Annotated in this window: 19 protein-coding genes; 12 read left to right on the forward strand and 7 right to left on the reverse strand. The window is 64.5% G+C overall.

The features are described 5' to 3' along the window. Positions 1 to 170 precede the first annotated feature (170 nt). The 5 genes from ccmA to B015_RS0124260 all read left to right on the forward strand — a co-directional run bounded on the left by ccmA (position 171) and on the right by B015_RS0124260 (position 3,387). Complete coding sequence (ccmA, locus tag B015_RS0124240; RefSeq protein WP_018430346.1) at positions 171 to 782, forward strand: heme ABC exporter ATP-binding protein CcmA; 612 nt, start codon at positions 171 to 173, stop codon at positions 780 to 782. A gap of 54 nt (positions 783 to 836) precedes the next feature. Then, a complete protein-coding gene (gene ccmB / locus B015_RS0124245; RefSeq protein ID WP_026227669.1) occupies positions 837 to 1,502 on the forward strand; it encodes a heme exporter protein CcmB in 666 nt (221 codons plus the stop codon). Between the two features lie 126 nt (positions 1,503 to 1,628). Beyond that, complete coding sequence (gene ccmD / locus B015_RS0124250) at positions 1,629 to 1,799, forward strand: heme exporter protein CcmD (RefSeq protein WP_018430348.1); 171 nt, start codon at positions 1,629 to 1,631, stop codon at positions 1,797 to 1,799. Continuing rightward, positions 1,796 to 2,374 carry a DsbE family thiol:disulfide interchange protein gene (locus B015_RS0124255; RefSeq protein WP_018430349.1) on the forward strand — a complete coding sequence of 193 codons (579 nt, stop codon included), beginning with the start codon at positions 1,796 to 1,798 and terminating at the stop codon, positions 2,372 to 2,374. Before ccmD ends, B015_RS0124255 begins: the two co-directional genes overlap by 4 nt. 122 nt (positions 2,375 to 2,496) lie before the next feature. Then, positions 2,497 to 3,387: a bile acid:sodium symporter family protein gene (locus B015_RS0124260; RefSeq protein WP_018430350.1), complete on the forward strand. Its 891-nt coding sequence runs from the start codon at positions 2,497 to 2,499 to the stop codon at positions 3,385 to 3,387. A gap of 110 nt (positions 3,388 to 3,497) precedes the next feature. Here B015_RS0124260 and B015_RS33115 read toward each other — a convergent pair whose 3' ends face one another. From B015_RS33115 to dapF, 5 genes are all read right to left on the reverse strand, one after another. After that, positions 3,498 to 3,665, reverse strand: a complete 168-nt coding sequence (locus B015_RS33115) for a hypothetical protein (RefSeq protein WP_018430351.1) — start codon at positions 3,663 to 3,665, stop codon at positions 3,498 to 3,500. A gap of 166 nt (positions 3,666 to 3,831) precedes the next feature. Continuing rightward, complete coding sequence (locus tag B015_RS0124270; RefSeq protein ID WP_018430352.1) at positions 3,832 to 4,485, reverse strand: septation protein A; 654 nt, start codon at positions 4,483 to 4,485, stop codon at positions 3,832 to 3,834. Between the two features lie 36 nt (positions 4,486 to 4,521). After that, a complete protein-coding gene (gene ftsY, locus B015_RS0124275) occupies positions 4,522 to 6,300 on the reverse strand; it encodes a signal recognition particle-docking protein FtsY (RefSeq protein ID WP_018430353.1) in 1,779 nt (592 codons plus the stop codon). Positions 6,301 to 6,313: 13 nt separating this feature from the next. Continuing rightward, positions 6,314 to 7,597 (reverse strand): tRNA (N(6)-L-threonylcarbamoyladenosine(37)-C(2))-methylthiotransferase MtaB, encoded by a 1,284-nt coding sequence (gene mtaB, locus B015_RS0124280; protein WP_018430354.1) that lies wholly within the window; start codon positions 7,595 to 7,597, stop codon positions 6,314 to 6,316. Beyond that, positions 7,597 to 8,481: a diaminopimelate epimerase gene (gene dapF, locus B015_RS0124285; protein WP_018430355.1), complete on the reverse strand. Its 885-nt coding sequence runs from the start codon at positions 8,479 to 8,481 to the stop codon at positions 7,597 to 7,599. Before dapF ends, mtaB begins: the two co-directional genes overlap by 1 nt. A 221-nt stretch (positions 8,482 to 8,702) precedes the next feature. Here dapF and B015_RS0124290 point away from each other — a divergent pair, with 221 nt between their 5' ends. After that, positions 8,703 to 9,239: an AprI/Inh family metalloprotease inhibitor gene (locus B015_RS0124290; protein ID WP_018430356.1), complete on the forward strand. Its 537-nt coding sequence runs from the start codon at positions 8,703 to 8,705 to the stop codon at positions 9,237 to 9,239. 29 nt (positions 9,240 to 9,268) lie between these two features. Beyond that, positions 9,269 to 10,465: a cell division protein ZapE gene (zapE, locus tag B015_RS0124295; RefSeq protein ID WP_018430357.1), complete on the forward strand. Its 1,197-nt coding sequence runs from the start codon at positions 9,269 to 9,271 to the stop codon at positions 10,463 to 10,465. A 109-nt stretch (positions 10,466 to 10,574) separates the two neighbouring features. Here zapE and B015_RS0124300 read toward each other — a convergent pair whose 3' ends face one another. Continuing rightward, positions 10,575 to 11,273: a ceramidase domain-containing protein gene (locus B015_RS0124300; RefSeq protein WP_018430358.1), complete on the reverse strand. Its 699-nt coding sequence runs from the start codon at positions 11,271 to 11,273 to the stop codon at positions 10,575 to 10,577. 201 nt (positions 11,274 to 11,474) lie between these two features. Between B015_RS0124300 and B015_RS0124305 the strand changes: the two genes are divergently transcribed. The 5 genes from B015_RS0124305 (at position 11,475) to B015_RS0124325 (ending at position 15,061) form a co-directional block, all read left to right on the forward strand. Next, positions 11,475 to 12,245 (forward strand): DUF1223 domain-containing protein, encoded by a 771-nt coding sequence (locus B015_RS0124305; protein ID WP_018430359.1) that lies wholly within the window; start codon positions 11,475 to 11,477, stop codon positions 12,243 to 12,245. 379 nt (positions 12,246 to 12,624) lie between these two features. Further along, positions 12,625 to 13,011: a DUF2794 domain-containing protein gene (locus B015_RS0124310; RefSeq protein ID WP_026227671.1), complete on the forward strand. Its 387-nt coding sequence runs from the start codon at positions 12,625 to 12,627 to the stop codon at positions 13,009 to 13,011. A gap of 157 nt (positions 13,012 to 13,168) precedes the next feature. Beyond that, positions 13,169 to 13,660, forward strand: a complete 492-nt coding sequence (locus B015_RS31530) for a GNAT family N-acetyltransferase (protein ID WP_018430361.1) — start codon at positions 13,169 to 13,171, stop codon at positions 13,658 to 13,660. A gap of 12 nt (positions 13,661 to 13,672) precedes the next feature. Beyond that, positions 13,673 to 14,707: a histone deacetylase family protein gene (locus B015_RS0124320; protein WP_018430362.1), complete on the forward strand. Its 1,035-nt coding sequence runs from the start codon at positions 13,673 to 13,675 to the stop codon at positions 14,705 to 14,707. 102 nt (positions 14,708 to 14,809) lie between these two features. Further along, entirely contained in the window at positions 14,810 to 15,061 is a 252-nt protein-coding gene (locus B015_RS0124325) for a GlsB/YeaQ/YmgE family stress response membrane protein (RefSeq protein ID WP_018430363.1), read from the forward strand. 50 nt (positions 15,062 to 15,111) lie between these two features. On the opposite strand, the gene B015_RS0124330 is transcribed toward B015_RS0124325, so the two are convergent. Next, entirely contained in the window at positions 15,112 to 15,666 is a 555-nt protein-coding gene (locus B015_RS0124330) for a DUF308 domain-containing protein (RefSeq protein WP_018430364.1), read from the reverse strand. Positions 15,667 to 15,725: the final 59 nt, after the last annotated feature.

A 15,725-nucleotide genomic window follows, 5' to 3' on the forward strand; every position in this document is an offset into this window, starting at 1 on the left:
GCCGTTCAAGGCGGCGCGTGCGCTGGTTCGGCGCAAATTCTGTTTCCATGCCGACCGCTGGCATGGTCGAGTGGCATATAGAGAATTTCCTAGAATAGTTCTAGACGGAGATTCGCCTATTTTGCTGCGACGCGAAGCGACAGCGAAATAGTCTCGGCGACGGGGGAAGTATGCGGCTTATCGCCGAAAATCTCAGCGGTGAACGCGGCGGCGAGGCGGTTTTTGCCGATATCGGCTTTGCGCTCGCCGATGGCGAGGCGCTTGTCGTCACCGGCCCCAACGGTTCGGGCAAGTCGACCTTGCTGCGCGTGATCGCCGGGCTCCTGCCGCATGCTTCGGGGCGAATCACCGTGGAGGGCGGCGGCGAGGATTTTTCCACGGTTGCCGCGGCCTGCCATTATCTCGGCCACCAGAACGCAATGAAGGCGGCGCTGACCGTGAACGAGAACCTGGAGTTCTGGCAAAGCTTTGCCGGCAACGGACAGCTCGGCATTGGCCAGGCGCTGGAGCATGTCGGCCTCGACGACCTCGGCCACCTGCCCTTCGGCTATCTCTCCACCGGCCAGAAGCGCCGCGCCGCAATCGCCAAGCTGCTCATCAGCCACCGCCCGGTCTGGCTGCTCGACGAGCCCACGGCAGGGTTGGACAAGGCCTCGGACGCGCGTTTCGCAGGGTTGATGCGGGATCATTGCGCGGCTGGCGGGATCGTCGTCGCCGCGACGCATTTGCCGCTCGGGCTGGAGGGCGTGAAGACCCTGGAGATGGGGCGGGTGCATGTCTGAGGGCTTAGCGCTTCTTCGCACTCCTCTCTCCGCGCAGATCGCCGGAGCTCCCCCATGCTAGCCCTCTACCTCCGCGATCTCCGAATGGGCGTCCGCGCCGGCGGTGGGGCGCTGACGGGTGTGCTGTTCTTTCTCGCCGTCGTCGTCACCATCCCCTTCGGCGTCGGCCCCGACCTCAACCTGCTCGCTCGCATTGGCCCGGCGATCCTTTGGATCGGCGCCCTGCTTGCCAGCCTGCTCGGCCTCGACCGCCTGTTCCAGGCCGACCGCGAGGATGGCTCGCTTGATCTGCTGGTGCTCAATGCCGACCGCCACATGCTGGCACTCACCGTGTTCGTCAAATGCCTGGCGCACTGGACGGCGAGCGTATTGCCGCTGGTCATCGCCGCGCCCCTGCTCGGCCTGTTCATGAACATGGAGCCGGTGGGCATCGGTGCTGCCGCACTTACCCTGCTTGTCGGCACGCCGGCCATCGTCTTCATCGGCGCGACAGGGGCCGCCGTCACCGTCGTCTTGCCGCGCGGGGGGCTGCTGATCTCGGTGCTGATCCTGCCGCTGGTCATCCCGGTGCTGATCTTCGGCGTTACGGCAGCCTATGGCGCGGTCAACGATCCCGACCCGTTTACGCCGCCGTTCCTCATCCTCTGTGCGCTGACCATGTTCCTTGCCGTCATCGGGCCATTCGCGGCGGCGGTGGCGCTGCGCTCGGGCACCGACTGATCACGTTCGCTTCAATTGGCTTGCTGCGGCGCGGCGTCCGATTGCACCCACGCCCTGCCCCGGCTAAACGAGGCGCATGGTCGGAAACATCGACATGATCAAGATTTGCCCTGGGATGACAGCCCGATGAGCGTCCACGCCCTCTATGTCACCGCCGCCTATGCGGTTTCATCAGTGGCGATTGCCGGCCTGGTCCTGTGGATACTCGCCGACCAGCGTGCCCGCAAGCGCGAGATGGCCGAGCTGGAGGCCGCCGGCCACCGCCGCCGGTCCGACAAGAGCGGGGCCAAGGCATGAGCATCGAAAGCCAGAAACCGGCACGGCCACGCAGGATCTTCGTGCTGCTGCCGCTGCTGATCTTTCTGCTGCTGGCAGGCGTCTTCCTGATGCAGCTGCTCTCCGGCCGCGACCTCTCGGTCGTGCCGTCGGCGTTGATCGGTCAGATGGCGCCGAAGACCGAACTGCCTCCGCTCGAGGGCATGCAGGTGCCCGGGCTGAACTCCGCCGACTTCACCGGCAAGGTAACGCTGGTCAATGTCTGGGCGTCGTGGTGCGCGCCCTGCCGGGAGGAGCACCCTGTTCTGCTTGAACTGTCCAAGGACCAGCGCTTTTCCATCGCCGGCCTGAACTACAAGGACAAGCCGGAGAATGCCCGCCGTTTCCTCGGCGATCTCGGCAGCCCCTACAAGGCGATCGGCGTCGATCCCGATGGCCGCACGGCAATCGACTGGGGCGTCTATGGCGTGCCGGAAACCTTCCTCGTCGGCAAGGACGGCAAGGTCGCCTTCAAGCATGTCGGCCCGCTGTCGCCCGAGGCTGTCACCACGACCCTGATGCCGGCCATCGAAAAGGCGCTCGCGGCGCAGCAATAGCCGGAAGCATCCGCATTTTTGCGACACGTGCGAATCGCCAGGATTTGCACTACGTTCTCATACAGCCGTAGGGGAGAGGCGCGCCGCCATGGCGCGGCAAGCGGCTGTCGGGGGAGACGTCAATGCAAGACAGTTCCGCGCTCGTCATCTTTCTGCCGCTGGCACTCGGTGTCATCATGCTCGGCCTCGGCCTGTCGCTGACATCAGATGATTTTCGCAACGTCCTGCAAAAACCCAAGGCGGTGATCGTCGCGCTTCTCTGCCAGACCGTCATCCTGCCGCTCGCCTGCCTGGGCATCGTCTATGCCTTCGGCCTCGAACCGGCACTGGCGGTCGGCATGATGTTGCTGGCGGCAAGCCCGGGCGGCACCTCGGCCAATCTCTACAGCCACCTGGCCGATGGCGACGTGGCGCTCAACATCACGCTGACGGCGATCAATTCGGCGCTGTCGATCCTCACCCTGCCGCTGATCGTCAACTGGTCGCTGGCGCACTTCATGTCGGGCGAGCAGGCGATCCCGCTGCAGTTTGCCAAGGTGGTGCAGGTGTTCGTCATCGTGCTCGGCCCGGTGCTGATCGGTATGTGGCTGCGCAGCCGCTGGCCTGCCTTTGCCGAGCGCATGGCACGGCCGGTCAAGATCTTCTCGATGCTGTTCCTGTTTGCCGTGGTTGCCGTGGCGCTGATCCAGGAGTGGGAGACGCTGAACATCTGGGGGCCGATCGTCGGCACAGCGGCACTTGCCTTCAACCTGGTCAGCCTCGGCGTCGGCTACTTCGTCCCGCGCGCCGCCGGCATCGAAAAGCGCCAGGCAACGGCAATCGGCATGGAGATCGGCATCCACAACGGCACGCTAGCGATTGCCATCGCGCTGAGCCCGCTGTTGCTGAACAACGCGACCATGGCGATTCCGGCAGCGATCTACGGGTTGATCGCCTTCATCACCGCGGCGATCTTCGGTTATTGGCTAAAGCGGGCCCATGCACGCGTGACGGCAACAAAGCCGGCGCACTGAGCCGGACGGCACGCCTGAAACAGAAAAGGCGCTTGCGGCATCCCCTAGGGTGCCCTTGCGCCTTGTCGCAACGGCCGGTCAGACGCCGGCCGGACATTCTTGCCTCGGCCTTAGCCGTAGACGTGCTTGTAGGCCTGATACAGCATCTCGCTGCGGTCGGCGCGCATGTCGGCCAGATCGCGGCCCGAGAAGCTGTCGATCTCGGCAACGAGACGCTTGTACTGCTTGCGCTTGGCGGCGCTCTGGCGCGCGCGGGTCAGAAGGTTGTCGAACAACATCTTGCGTTCCTTTCGTCTGCCGCCCAATGCGGCTTGAACCGACCTCCCTGATCGATCCGAACATGACATAGGAACTGCTGCGCCGCAAAATAAGATGCTGCAATGCAGCAATGCACTGGGCGCATGCCACCTTAATGAGGTGTTAAACGATCGCTTGGCTCGCGCGCTATTTGCGCGCCGGTTCCTCGATCGAGTGGCGCATGATAAGCGGCATCTGGCTGAAGGTGAACAGCACCGTGATCGGCATGATGCCCCAAACCTTGAACGCCACCCAGGTGTCGGTCGAGAATGACCGCCACACCACCTCGTTGACCACGGCGAGGAAGAGGAAAAACAGCCCCCAGCGGAAAGTCAGCTTGCGCCAGCCCTCGGCATCCAGCTTGAAGGCAGAATCGAAGACGTAGCCGAGCAGCGACTTGCCGAAGAACAGGCCGCCGAGCAGGATCGTGCCGAACAGCGTGTTCACGATGGTTGGCTTCATCTTGATGAAAATGTCGTCCTGCAGATAGAGCGTAAGCGCCCCGAACACGAATACCACCACGCCCGAGATCATCGGCATGATCGGCAGCGAGCGGGTCAGCATCCATGAAGCCGCAAGCGCGATCGCGGTCGCTGCCATGAACAGGCCGGTGGCGATGAAAATCGGACCGCCCAGCTCGGCAAGCGTCGGAAAATGCGACGCCAGCCACTCGCCGCGCGCATTGGCGAAGAAGAACACCACCAGCGGCCCGAGCTCGAGCACCAGCTTGAGCATCGGGCTGACCTCCTGCTTCTTGCGTTGCGGGTCGGCGGGGTCGCGTTCGAGAATAGGGGCGTTCATTGGCTTCCTTGCTACCGCGTCGCTGGGCTTGCCCGATCAGGCAACGCCGGCGATCGCCTTGGCGAAATCGCTTGCCGAGAAAGGTTCGAGATCGTCGACCTGTTCGCCGACGCCGATGAAATAGACCGGCAGCTTATGTTTGGCGGCGATTGCGACCAAAATACCGCCGCGCGCCGTGCCGTCGAGCTTGGTCATCACCAGGCCGTTCACACCTGCGACATTGCGGAAGATCTCGACCTGGTTGAGCGCGTTCTGGCCGGTGGTGGCGTCGACCGTCTGCAGCACCGTATGTGGCGCATCGGGATCGAGCTTGCCCAGCACGCGAACGATCTTCTCGAGCTCGGCCATCAGCTCAGCCTTGTTCTGCAGGCGCCCGGCCGTGTCGATGATCAGCACGTCCGATCCGGCCTCCTTGGCCTTTTCGAAGGCGTCATAGGCAAGGCCGGCGGCGTCCGCGCCGAGCTTGGTGGCGATGACGGGCGACTTGGTGCGCTCGCCCCAGATCTTCAGCTGTTCGATGGCAGCGGCACGGAAGGTGTCGCCGGCGGCGAGCATGACCGACAGCCCGCCGTCGGTGAGTTTGGCGGCGAGCTTGCCGATGGTGGTGGTCTTGCCGGTGCCGTTGACGCCGACGACCAGGATGACATGCGGCTTGTGCGACAGGTCGAGCTCCAGCGGCAGCGCCACCGGCTTCAGCACCTTCTCGACCTCGACTGCCATGATCGAGCGGACCTCGTGGTCCGAAACATCCTTGCCATAGCGGCTCGACGCCAGCGCATCGGTGACGCGAAGGGCCGTCTCGACGCCGAGATCGGCGCGGATCAGCACGTCCTCCAGGTCCTGCAGCGTGTCTTCATCGAGCTTTCGCTTGGTGAAGATGCCGGCGATGTTGCCCGACAATTCCTTGGACGAGCGCGACAGCCCCTGGCGCAGGCGCTGGAACCAGCTTTGGCGCGGCGCAGGCGCGGCGACCGCTTCGGCGATTTCGGCCTTCTGCTCGACTTTCTTCTGGACGGTGACCTTGCCGGCGGCAGGCTTTAGCTCCGACACAGGCGCTGCCAGCTCCGGCTCCGCAGGCGCAGGCTTTGCAACAGTTTCGCGCAACGCGGCAATCGGCTGCTCATCCTCGACCGCTGTCCGAGCAGGCTCAGGCGCTACAACGACCGGCTCGGGCGCCTCGACAGGGCGTGCCGCAACAGTTTCCGCGGGTTTCGACACTTCGTCGGCGACCGGAGTGGCGGTCGGCTCCCCCTTGCGTGGGAGATGGCCCGAAGGACCAGAGGGGGACGCCTCGGCGGTGCTCGGCGCGGCCGCTTCAACGACCGGCCCCGGCTCGGGAGCACGCATCGTTGGCTCGGGCGCCTGGGGCTCTGGTTGCGCCGGAACTTCCTCGGGCAGGTCAGGTTCGGACGGCTCAACCGGCGGAACCGGAACTTCGACCGGCGCGGGCTCCGGCTCGACCGGTATCGGCGCAGGCACGGGCTGTTCGGACGGCTTCTCGGGCTCGATGGCGGGCACGTCCGGCTCAGGCTGCGGCTCGTCAGGCAGAACGGGCTGCGGCGCAGGCTCGACCGGCGTCGGCAGCTCCGCCGGTTCAGGCGCGACGACTGGAACCAGCTCCGGCTTCGGTTCCTCGACCGGAGCGGCCTGCGTCTCGGCCATTGGCGTTTCCGCAGCGGCAAGCGCGTCCTCCGCCGGCTTCAGCGCATCGAGCGCCTCAAAATTCAGCGGCGGCAGGATCTCGTCCTCGGCCGGCTGCTGCACAGCGTCCTTCTTGCCGAAGGAGAAAACTTTCTTGATGAACCCGAATGCCATGCGGTCGCTTTCGTCAGGCCGCGCGCGCGGCGGCCGGTGCCGCGGTCAGCCGCTCGCCGTCATGCCCGGCGATGTCGACTTCCAGAATTTCGCCTGCCGTGCCCCGGTCGAGCCCAACGAGGGTGAAGCCTTCCGTGCGCCCGAGCCCTTCGCGCTCGACCAGCACCTTCTGGCGCGAACCCTTGAGGCTTTCGAGATGACGCGTATATGCAACGTCGCCGGCGGCGCGCAGGCGTGCGGCGCGCTGCTTGACGATGTCGCGGCGGACCTGCGGCATGCGCGCGGCGGGCGTGCCCTCGCGCGGACTGAACGGGAAGACGTGGAGATGGGTCAGCCCGCACTCCTCGACGATACGGATCGAATTCTCGAACATCTCGTCGGTTTCGGTCGGGAAGCCGGCGATGATGTCGGCGCCAAAGACGATGTCGGGGCGCAGTCTGCGAACATCGGCGCAGAACTGGATCGACTGATCGCGCAGATGGCGGCGCTTCATGCGCTTGAGGATCATGTCGTCGCCCGACTGCAGCGACAGGTGCAGATGCGGCATCAGGCGCATCTCAGTTGCGACGGCCTCAAGCAGGTCCTCGTCGGCCTCGATCGAATCGATGGACGAGAGGCGCAGGCGCTGCACATCGGGCACCTGGCGCAGGATCGTCTTGACCAGCTTGCCGAGACGCGGAGCGCCCGGCAGGTCGGCGCCGTAGCTGGTCATGTCGACGCCCGACAGCACAACCTCGGCATAACCATTGCCGGCAAGGCGCTTGATCTGCTCGACCACCGCCCCCATCGGCACCGAACGCGAATTGCCGCGCCCATAGGGGATGATGCAGAAGGTGCAGCGGTGGTCGCAGCCGTTCTGGACCTGCACGAAGGCACGCGCCCGGCCCTCGATGGCATCGACCATGTGGCCCGCCGTCTCGCGCACGGAGAAAATGTCGTTGACCCGCGCCTTCTCGAAGTCGTTGACGCCGAAATCAGGCAGCGCCCGGTAGTTGTGCGCCTTGAGCTTCTCTTCGTTGCCGAGCACGAGATCCACCTCGGCCATGTCGGCAAAGGCCGCCGGATCGGTCTGCGCCGCGCAGCCGGTGACAATGATGCGTGCGTCCGGATTTTCGCGCCGCGCCTTGCGGATCGACTGCTTGGCCTGGCGCACAGCCTCGCTCGTCACCGCGCAGGTGTTGAAGATCACAGCGCCGCCCTTGAGCTCTTCAAGCCCCGCGGCCTTGGCCTCGCGCTTCATCACCTCTGACTCATAGGTGTTGAGGCGGCAGCCGAAGGTAACGACGTCGACCGCCATCAGGCGACGTCCTGCTGGTCGCGGCGCCAGGCGCCGGTGGCCGGGTCGAAGCTGCCGGAGAACTCCCACTCGGCCGGGCCGGTCATGACCACATGGTCGTCGGCGCGCCAGTCGATCCTGAGCGTACCGCCGCTCGGCACGGTCACCGTCACAGTGCGGCCGGTGCGTCCGGTGCGCGCGGCCGACACAGCAGCAGCGCAGGTGGCCGAGCCGCAGGCCAGCGTCAGGCCGGCGCCACGTTCCCATGTGCGCAGGTTCAGCGTCTCGCGCGAGGTCACCTGGGCGATCGAGATGTTGGCGCGCTCAGGGAAAATCGGGTGATTTTCGAGCAGGGGGCCGAACCGGTCGAGGTCATAGGACCAGACGTCCTTGTCGACCCAGAAGATGGCGTGCGGATTGCCCATCGAAGCGACCGAGGGCGAATGCAGCACGGGCTCGTCGATCGGCCCGATCTGCAGCTCGATGGCGCGCGTGTCGCGGAATTCCTCGGCCAGCGGAATGTCCTGCCAGCCGAAGCGCGGAATGCCCATGTCGACCGAGATCGAACCGTCCTCATGCTCCTCGGCGTTGAGAATGCCGGCGACCGTCTCGAAGGTGAACACCTTCTGCCCGGTCTCGGCAGCCAGCGCCTGCACGACGCAGCGCGTGCCGTTGCCGCAGGCCTGGGCGTGGGTGCCGTCGGAATTGATGATCTCGATGTAGTTTACGGTACCCGGCGTGCGCGGATCGTGGATCGCCATGATCTGGTCGAACTTGGTCGCCGGATCGGCCGCCAGCGCAATCGCCGCAGCAGGCGTAACACGGTCCGCACGACCACGCATGTCGGCGACGATGATGTCGTTGCCGAGCCCGTTCATCTTGGCGAAAGGGGCCTCATTGGCCATGGCGCAGAATTCTCTTGGCTGTTCGGCGCCTATATGGCGGAAACATCGTCGAATTACCAGTCTTGCCGGCCGAACACATCGCTGCGACAATTTTGCAACAAGTTCCGACGCAAACCCTATTTTAACCATATCCGGTTGAAATTCTGCCAACTTCGCCGCTTTAGAGGCGAGCTATCGATTGCGCGGGGGCGCCCCCAGAACTGCCCCACGGAGGGACTGCAATGGCTTTTTCGAAAACCGGCCTGCTGGCCGCATCGCTGGTGGCGTTGATGACGGCCGCCGGCTGCACCAGTACGCGCCTTTCGTCGATGGATTCCCAGCCGGCCCCGCTGCCGGCTGCACCGGCAGGCACCGTGACCAGCGGCCAGTTGCCGCCGCCGGTTGCCCCCGGCGCCTCGCAGTTCCCGGCAGCTCCCCAGCAGCAGACGCAGGTCGCAGCCCTTCCGGCTGACGGCGGTGCCGCTGCCGCCAACGCGCCCGACCTCACCGCATCCAGCGTCGCTGGCGTGTGGAGCGCTTCGGTTTCGGGCCAGAGCTGCAAGGTGGCGACACCGCAGACCAAGTTCGGCCAGGGCTTCCGCGCTGGCCCGTTGCGCTGCCCGGCCCCCATCGACGGTGTGAAGTCGTGGAACGTCGCCGGCAAGCAGCTGACGCTCTACGATGAAGGCGGCTCGCCGCTGGCCAAGCTCTATTCGTCGGGCGCCGGTCGCTTCGACGGGCAGACCTCGAACGGCCTGCCGATTTCGCTGAACCGCTGACGCGGCCTTCGTAGCAGTCAGAGTGAACCATGCACCTGCGTGACGGCCTGCAGACCCATGTGACCGTCAGGCAGCGCTACGATCACCTCGTCGAACTGGGCAGTGTCCGCCGCGACCCTGCCCAACTCGCGATTGTCGCCGCCCTCGACCGGCTGATCGACGAAATTTCCGACAAAAGGCTGGCGCGCAAGTCGAGCGCGCTCGGCTGGCTCTTTGCCAAGCGCAAGCCCCAGCATGTCCCGGTGAAGGGGCTCTATGTCTATGGCGGCGTCGGCCGCGGCAAGACCATGCTGATGGACATGTTTTTCGAGCTCGTGCCGGTCAAGCACAAACGCCGCGTCCATTTCAACGACTTCATGGCCGACGTGCACGACCGCATCCAGAAACAGCGGGCGGCGCGGAAGAACGGCACCTCTCGCGACGACGACCCGATCCCCCCTGTCGCGGCCGAACTCGCCGAAGACGCCTGGGTTCTGTGCTTCGACGAATTCTCGGTCACAGACATTGCCGATGCGATGATCCTGTCGCGCCTGTTTGCGGCGCTGTTTGCCCGCGGCGTGGTCCTGGTCGCGACCTCCAACGTCGCCCCTGTCGATCTCTACCGCGATGGCCTCAACCGCCAGCTCTTCCTGCCCTTCATCGGCCTGATCGAGCAGAACGCCAATGTGCTGAACCTAGACGCCGACACCGACTACCGGCTCGAAAAACTCGACCGCGTGCCTGTTTATCTCAGCCCCCTCGGCGAGACGGCCGACCGCGACATGGACAAGGCCTGGACCAAGGTCACCCATGGCGCGCCCGCCGAGCCTGCAACAGTCACCGTCAAGGGCCGCAAGGTAGCGGTCCCCGCAGCTGTCGACGGCTGCGCCCGCTTTGCCTTCTCCGATCTGTGCGAAAAGCCGCTGGCGGCGCGCGACTACCTGGCGATAACAGCGCACTACAAGACGATCTTCGTCGACCACGTGCCGGTGATGGCAGAAGCCAACCGCAACGAGGCCAAACGCTTCATCCTTCTGGTCGACACGCTCTACGACCAGCACATCAGGCTGGTGGTCAGCGCCGCTGCGACACCCGACAAGCTCTATGTCGGCAAGCGTGGCCATGAGGCCTTCGAGTTCGACCGCACCTCGTCGCGGCTGATCGAAATGCAGGGCGCCGAGTGGCTCGACGCATGGGCCGAGCGTCACGCGGTCGCGCCGCAGGCAGCGGCTGCGTCAAGCGCCTGAGTCGGCCTGGAGTAATTCCAGGAAAAGTGCGTAGCGGTTTTCCGCCCGGAATTGCGTCAAAACAAAAAAGATAGAGTGTTTTCGCGATTCGAAGAAAAGCGGAAACGCTCTAGGCCCGCATCACCTGCATCGCCGGCGCTTGGCTCATACGTGGCTTCGCGTAGCGCGTGGTCGCGGCCATCAGCACGCCGAGCATCAGCCCGTTCAGCACATGCCACATGAAGTGTGTGCCAACAGGCAACACGTCGCACACCAGCGGGTCCATGACCCGGAAGGTGACCGCCCCCAGGAAGATGATGGCTGCAACGATGTTGTACCAGCCGGCCGGGCTGCCGCGGGCGATCACCACGCCACCGAAGAACACCAGTGCCAGGAATGGAGGCAAATAGCCTGTCGTGCCGTTGGAGGCCTGACGCAGCCAGTCGGGCACCATGGCGGTCGCCGTGCCGACGACCAGATAGAAGGCGAAAAAAATGGCGAGCGCCGCCGGCCATTTCATGCCGGCGAAGCGGCGCAGGTTGAACAGGGTGTAAGCGAGCGTAAAACCGGCAATGGGCAGGATGTCGGCCCATTTGGTACCTTCGGTGGCGAAGGTGTGGAACAGCGTCGAGCCGACGCCGACGGCCACCACCCACCAGCCGAGCACCTCTGCAAACAGGCCGGCCTTGAGCCGGCGCGCCTCACGGACGCCCCAGAACCCGGCGGCGAAGAAGGCAAGGTTGCTCAGCGCGTTCAATGGCTCGGCCCACAGGCCCGGCCCCAGGCGCTCGCAATAGAGGTCGATATGTTGGCCGAGCTGTTCCAGCATCGCAAGTTCCCCCCACCCCAACTTTACGCCCGCGTCGAGCGTTTCGATAACAAATTTCGTTCCGCAGACATGACGTTACGGAATATTCGAAAAGCAAAAAGTTTCACCTCAACGTGACTTCCCGTTGAATGGCGCATCTGCCACATATTCCGCCAACGACAAGAAAAAGCCGGTGCCGCCGGCCGAGGATTTGGATTGGTCATGGAGTCTCGCAGATATTTTCGGCTGGCAGCGCTGGCGCTGGCCGTGGCCGGATTTGCCGGCATGGCCAAGGCCGACCCCAACGATCGCCCCCGCGGCGTGATCGAACTCTTCACCAGCCAGGGGTGCAATTCCTGCCCGCCGGCCGACGAATTGTTCGCCGAATTCGCCGCCAAGAATGACATGGTGGCGCTCGCCTATCACGTAACCTATTGGGACTATCTCGGCTGGCAGGACCAGTTGGGCAGCAAGGACAACACCGACCGGCAATATGGCTACATGCGCGCCTTCGGGTCGCGCTCGGTCTACACGCCGCAAGCCGTCATCAACGGCCGCACCCATGTCAGCGGCGCCAAGCGCGAGGACGTGACCGCGGCCCTCGACAATCTGAACCAGACCGGCCAGGGCATGAGCGTCGACCTCAAGGTCACGCAGAACAGCGACACCTTCACCATCGATGTCGGCGAGGCTGCCGGAGCGGGCGGGCCCGCACATGTGATCGTGGTGCATTTCCAACCGCCGATGGCCGTCGACCTGCAGCGCGGCGAGAACAAGGGCCGCCGCGTCACCTACTGGAACGCCGTGACCGACTTCCACACCGCCGGCATGTGGCACGGCAAAGCCCAGCGCTTCGAGCTGCCCAAGAGCGAGGTGGAAAAGAAGGGCGGCTGTGCCGTACTGCTTCAGGCCGTCGGCAAGGACGGGCTGCCAGGGCCCATTCTCGGCGCGGCGATCGTGCGCCGTCCCACCGTCTTACAGCAGCGGATGTAAAAAGGCCGACACCAGCTGGACTGGCATCGGCCGTGAATCTTGGGATCGTCGCACCTGGTCTATCCAAAAGGAGAACCGAGGTTGGTTCGATCCGACTCGGGCCCGTGGGCGGGGGGCTTGGGGTTTACGAGCCAGTGCCGGACCGAACCGTCTCAGGCAACGGGTGTAAATTCGTCGGACATTGGGGCGTCAGCGCGGATAAAAAACGGCAGGAATGTGGCACATCATCACCAATTCCAACAGTTTGTCTCGCAATCGTTACCGTCGCGGTAACCTTGTCGAAAGGCCTTTCCGGCCCGCGATTCTTAGCCGGGGGTTGCAATTTTGGCCCGAAAGCGCGACCTTCTCCTTAGGTCAGAATCTGCAAAAGGAACGATTGATGACCGATCGCGGTGCCGGAGCGGAGGATGCAGAGACATCCGGAGTATTGATCCCGCTTCATGAGGCCCGCCGGGAGCGGCTCGACCTTCCGGTGGCTTTCGAAAGACGGGAACTGGATCAGATTCTCAGGCTTTACGGCCGCATGGTCGCCGCCAACGAGTGGCGTGACTACGCAATCGACCACATGAGCGACCGCGCCGTCTTCTCCGTTTTTCGCCGAACCAGCGAAACGCCACTCTACCAGATCGTCAAGGATCCCAAGCTGGCGCGCAAGCAGGGTGCTTTCAGCGTGATTGCCGCCGGTGGCCTGATCCTCAAGCGCGGTCACGAGCTGGCTCGTGTTCTCGGCGTATTCGACAAGCGTCTCAAGCTGGTCGAAGCCTGAACAAACCTGCCTTTTGGGGCGCATCGGGCCATGGCGGCCCGATCCCTGCGGCCAGACCAGCAATTTCCATCGCCCTGTCAGGCGCCGATGCTATCAATGGCGCTCGACATCTTCGCAGTGCGGGCCATGGGCTCTGCTGCTGGCGACTGGAGCACGCTTGACCAACATTCTCATCCGACCAGCCACCGTCGACGATGCACCCCTGCTGATGGCGGGCATAGAGGGCATTGCCGAACATCTCGGCGAAACCGGACAGATGTCCTGCACCGAAGACGACCTCAGGCGTTTCGGCTTCGGCGACACCAGGGCCTTCGAGGCCGTTATCGCTGAAGCCGACGGCGCCTTTGCCGGCATGTGCCTGTTCTTCCCGATCTTCTCGACCTGGTACGGCCGCCCGGGCGTCTTCGTCCAGGATCTGTTCGTCGACATGGGCTTCCGCAGCTTGGGCATCGGCGAAAGCCTGCTGCGCCATGTCGCCCGGCTGTCGCGCGAGCGCGGCGGCGTCTACATGCGACTGGCGGTGGATGAAGACAATGTCCGCGCCCATGGCTTCTATCTCGGCCTCGGCCTTGTCCATTCGCACGACCAGCGATCTTACATCGCCCAGGGGCCGGCTTTCGTCGCCCTGGGCGAGCCAGCAAAGGACTGATCGGGAGCGAGTATGAAGACCTTCTACGCCGAGGAACAGAAGCGCCACGACCCCAGGAATTTCCTGTCGGCGGGCGCGCTGAAGCCCAATCCGGAAAAGCCCGAGCGCGTCGAACGCCTGCTGTCGGGCGCACGCGCCGCGGGCTCGGCAGTGGCAAGGCCCGGCAATTACGGCCTGGGACCCATCGCCGCTGTCCACACTCCCGAATACATCCACTTCCTGGCCCACATATACGAGCGCTGGCAGCACCTGGACGGAGCCTCTCCGGAGGTGATCCCCAACATCCACCCCTTCGCCCGCAACGGCACCTACCCCGCCTCCCCGGTCGGCCAGGCCGGCTTTCACATGGCCGACACCGCCTGCCCGATCTCGGCCAAGACATTCGACAGCGCCTGCTGGAGTGCTTGGAGCGCCGCGGCCGCGGCAGAAGCGGTTCTGTCGGGCGAACCGGCCGCTTATGCGCTGTGCCGTCCTCCGGGCCATCACGCGTATACCGACGTCGCCGGCGGATTCTGCTTCTTCAACAATTCGGCCATCGCCGCGCAGAGGCTCCGCGCCACAGCGGCACGCGTCGCCATCCTCGACGTCGACTTGCACCACGGCAACGGCACGCAAGGCATCTTCTATGCCCGGCCCGACGTCATGACCGTCTCGGTACATGTCGATCCGATCAGCTTCTATCCGTTCTTCTGGGGCCATGCCGACGAGCGCGGTCAAGGTCCCGGCCTCGGCTACAACTTTAACCTGCCGCTTGCGCGGAAGTCGGGAGACGCCGAGTTCATCGACGCCCTTGGCCATGGCCTCGCCCGCATCGAGGCCTTCGCGCCCGAAGCGCTGGTGGTGGCTCTGGGCCTGGATGCCTTCGAAGGCGACCCGTTCGGCGGGCTCGAGGTATCGACACCAGGATTTGCGCGGATTGCCGAAGCCATTGCCCGTCTTGGCCTGCCCACCGTCATCGTTCAGGAGGGCGGCTACCTCTGCGACGCGCTGGGAGACAATTTGACCGCCTTCCTGACCGGTTTCGGCGGCGCGCATCGGCTGCGCTGAACACTTTCAGCCCCAAATGGAAGTTGTGACCGAAATGGAACCAACCGCGCGAGGCCAGCATTTCTTTAGTGGCGAATGAACGCCGCTACTGGAGTTACTTACATGCATAACGCACAAGTCGGCTGGATAGCAGCTATCATCATTGGCGGCCTGGCTGGCTGGCTCGCCGAGATGTTCATGAAGAGCAACACCGGCCTCCTCATGAACATTATTCTTGGCATCGTGGGTGCTGTTGTCGCCAACGCCCTGCTCGGCCTCGTGGGCATCGCGCTCACAGGCTGGATCGGATACCTGGCCGCCGGCTTCGTCGGCGCATGCATCCTCATCGCAGTCGGACGCGCCATCAGGCGCTAGCCCCGATCGCCCGGTCCGGCTGCTCGTCCTCCCGCAATACCCTGGCAGGCTCAAACAGAGCCTGCCCGCGTGCGCCAGGCGCGGTAGAACAGCAGAAGCGCATAGGCGAGCATCAGCACCATGGCGATGCGCATCAGCGTTGCAGCGCTCGTCAGCGGCACGAACATCAGCGCCAGCCCGAACACGGCATAGACGGCGCCACCGACCAGCGTCGGCCACAGCCGCGTCTGACGTTCCCCATCGAGAAAGCTCGAAGCCATCTCGAACAGCCCGACAAGCAGCGCCAGAAGACCGACCATGCCGATCAGGAACGACAGCGTGAACACGCTGACGAGCAGGCCGCTGGCGAGCACGATCACGCCGGCGAGGATCGACAGGAGATTGCGGATGAGCGCCACCCAATGGCCGGTCGTCCGGGCGGCCGAACGGTCGATGGTCACCAGTCCGAGCACGCCGTCGACCAGAAGCAGGCCGCCGCCGACCAGCACCAGCAATTGCACCGCCTGCGTCGGATAGAAGAACGCGACCAATGCCGCGGCTGCGATCAAGACCCCACGCAACGCCGTCAGCGTCGCTTCGAAACGCTTGCTCTTAGTCTCGGCCATGCCCAGCTCCCTTGACCATGCGACACGCATTTGTCGATGAAAAGCGCAGGCAGCGCAAC

The organism is Hoeflea sp. 108 (assembly GCF_000372965.1).
In the GTDB taxonomy this organism is placed as follows: domain Bacteria; phylum Pseudomonadota; class Alphaproteobacteria; order Rhizobiales; family Rhizobiaceae; genus Aminobacter.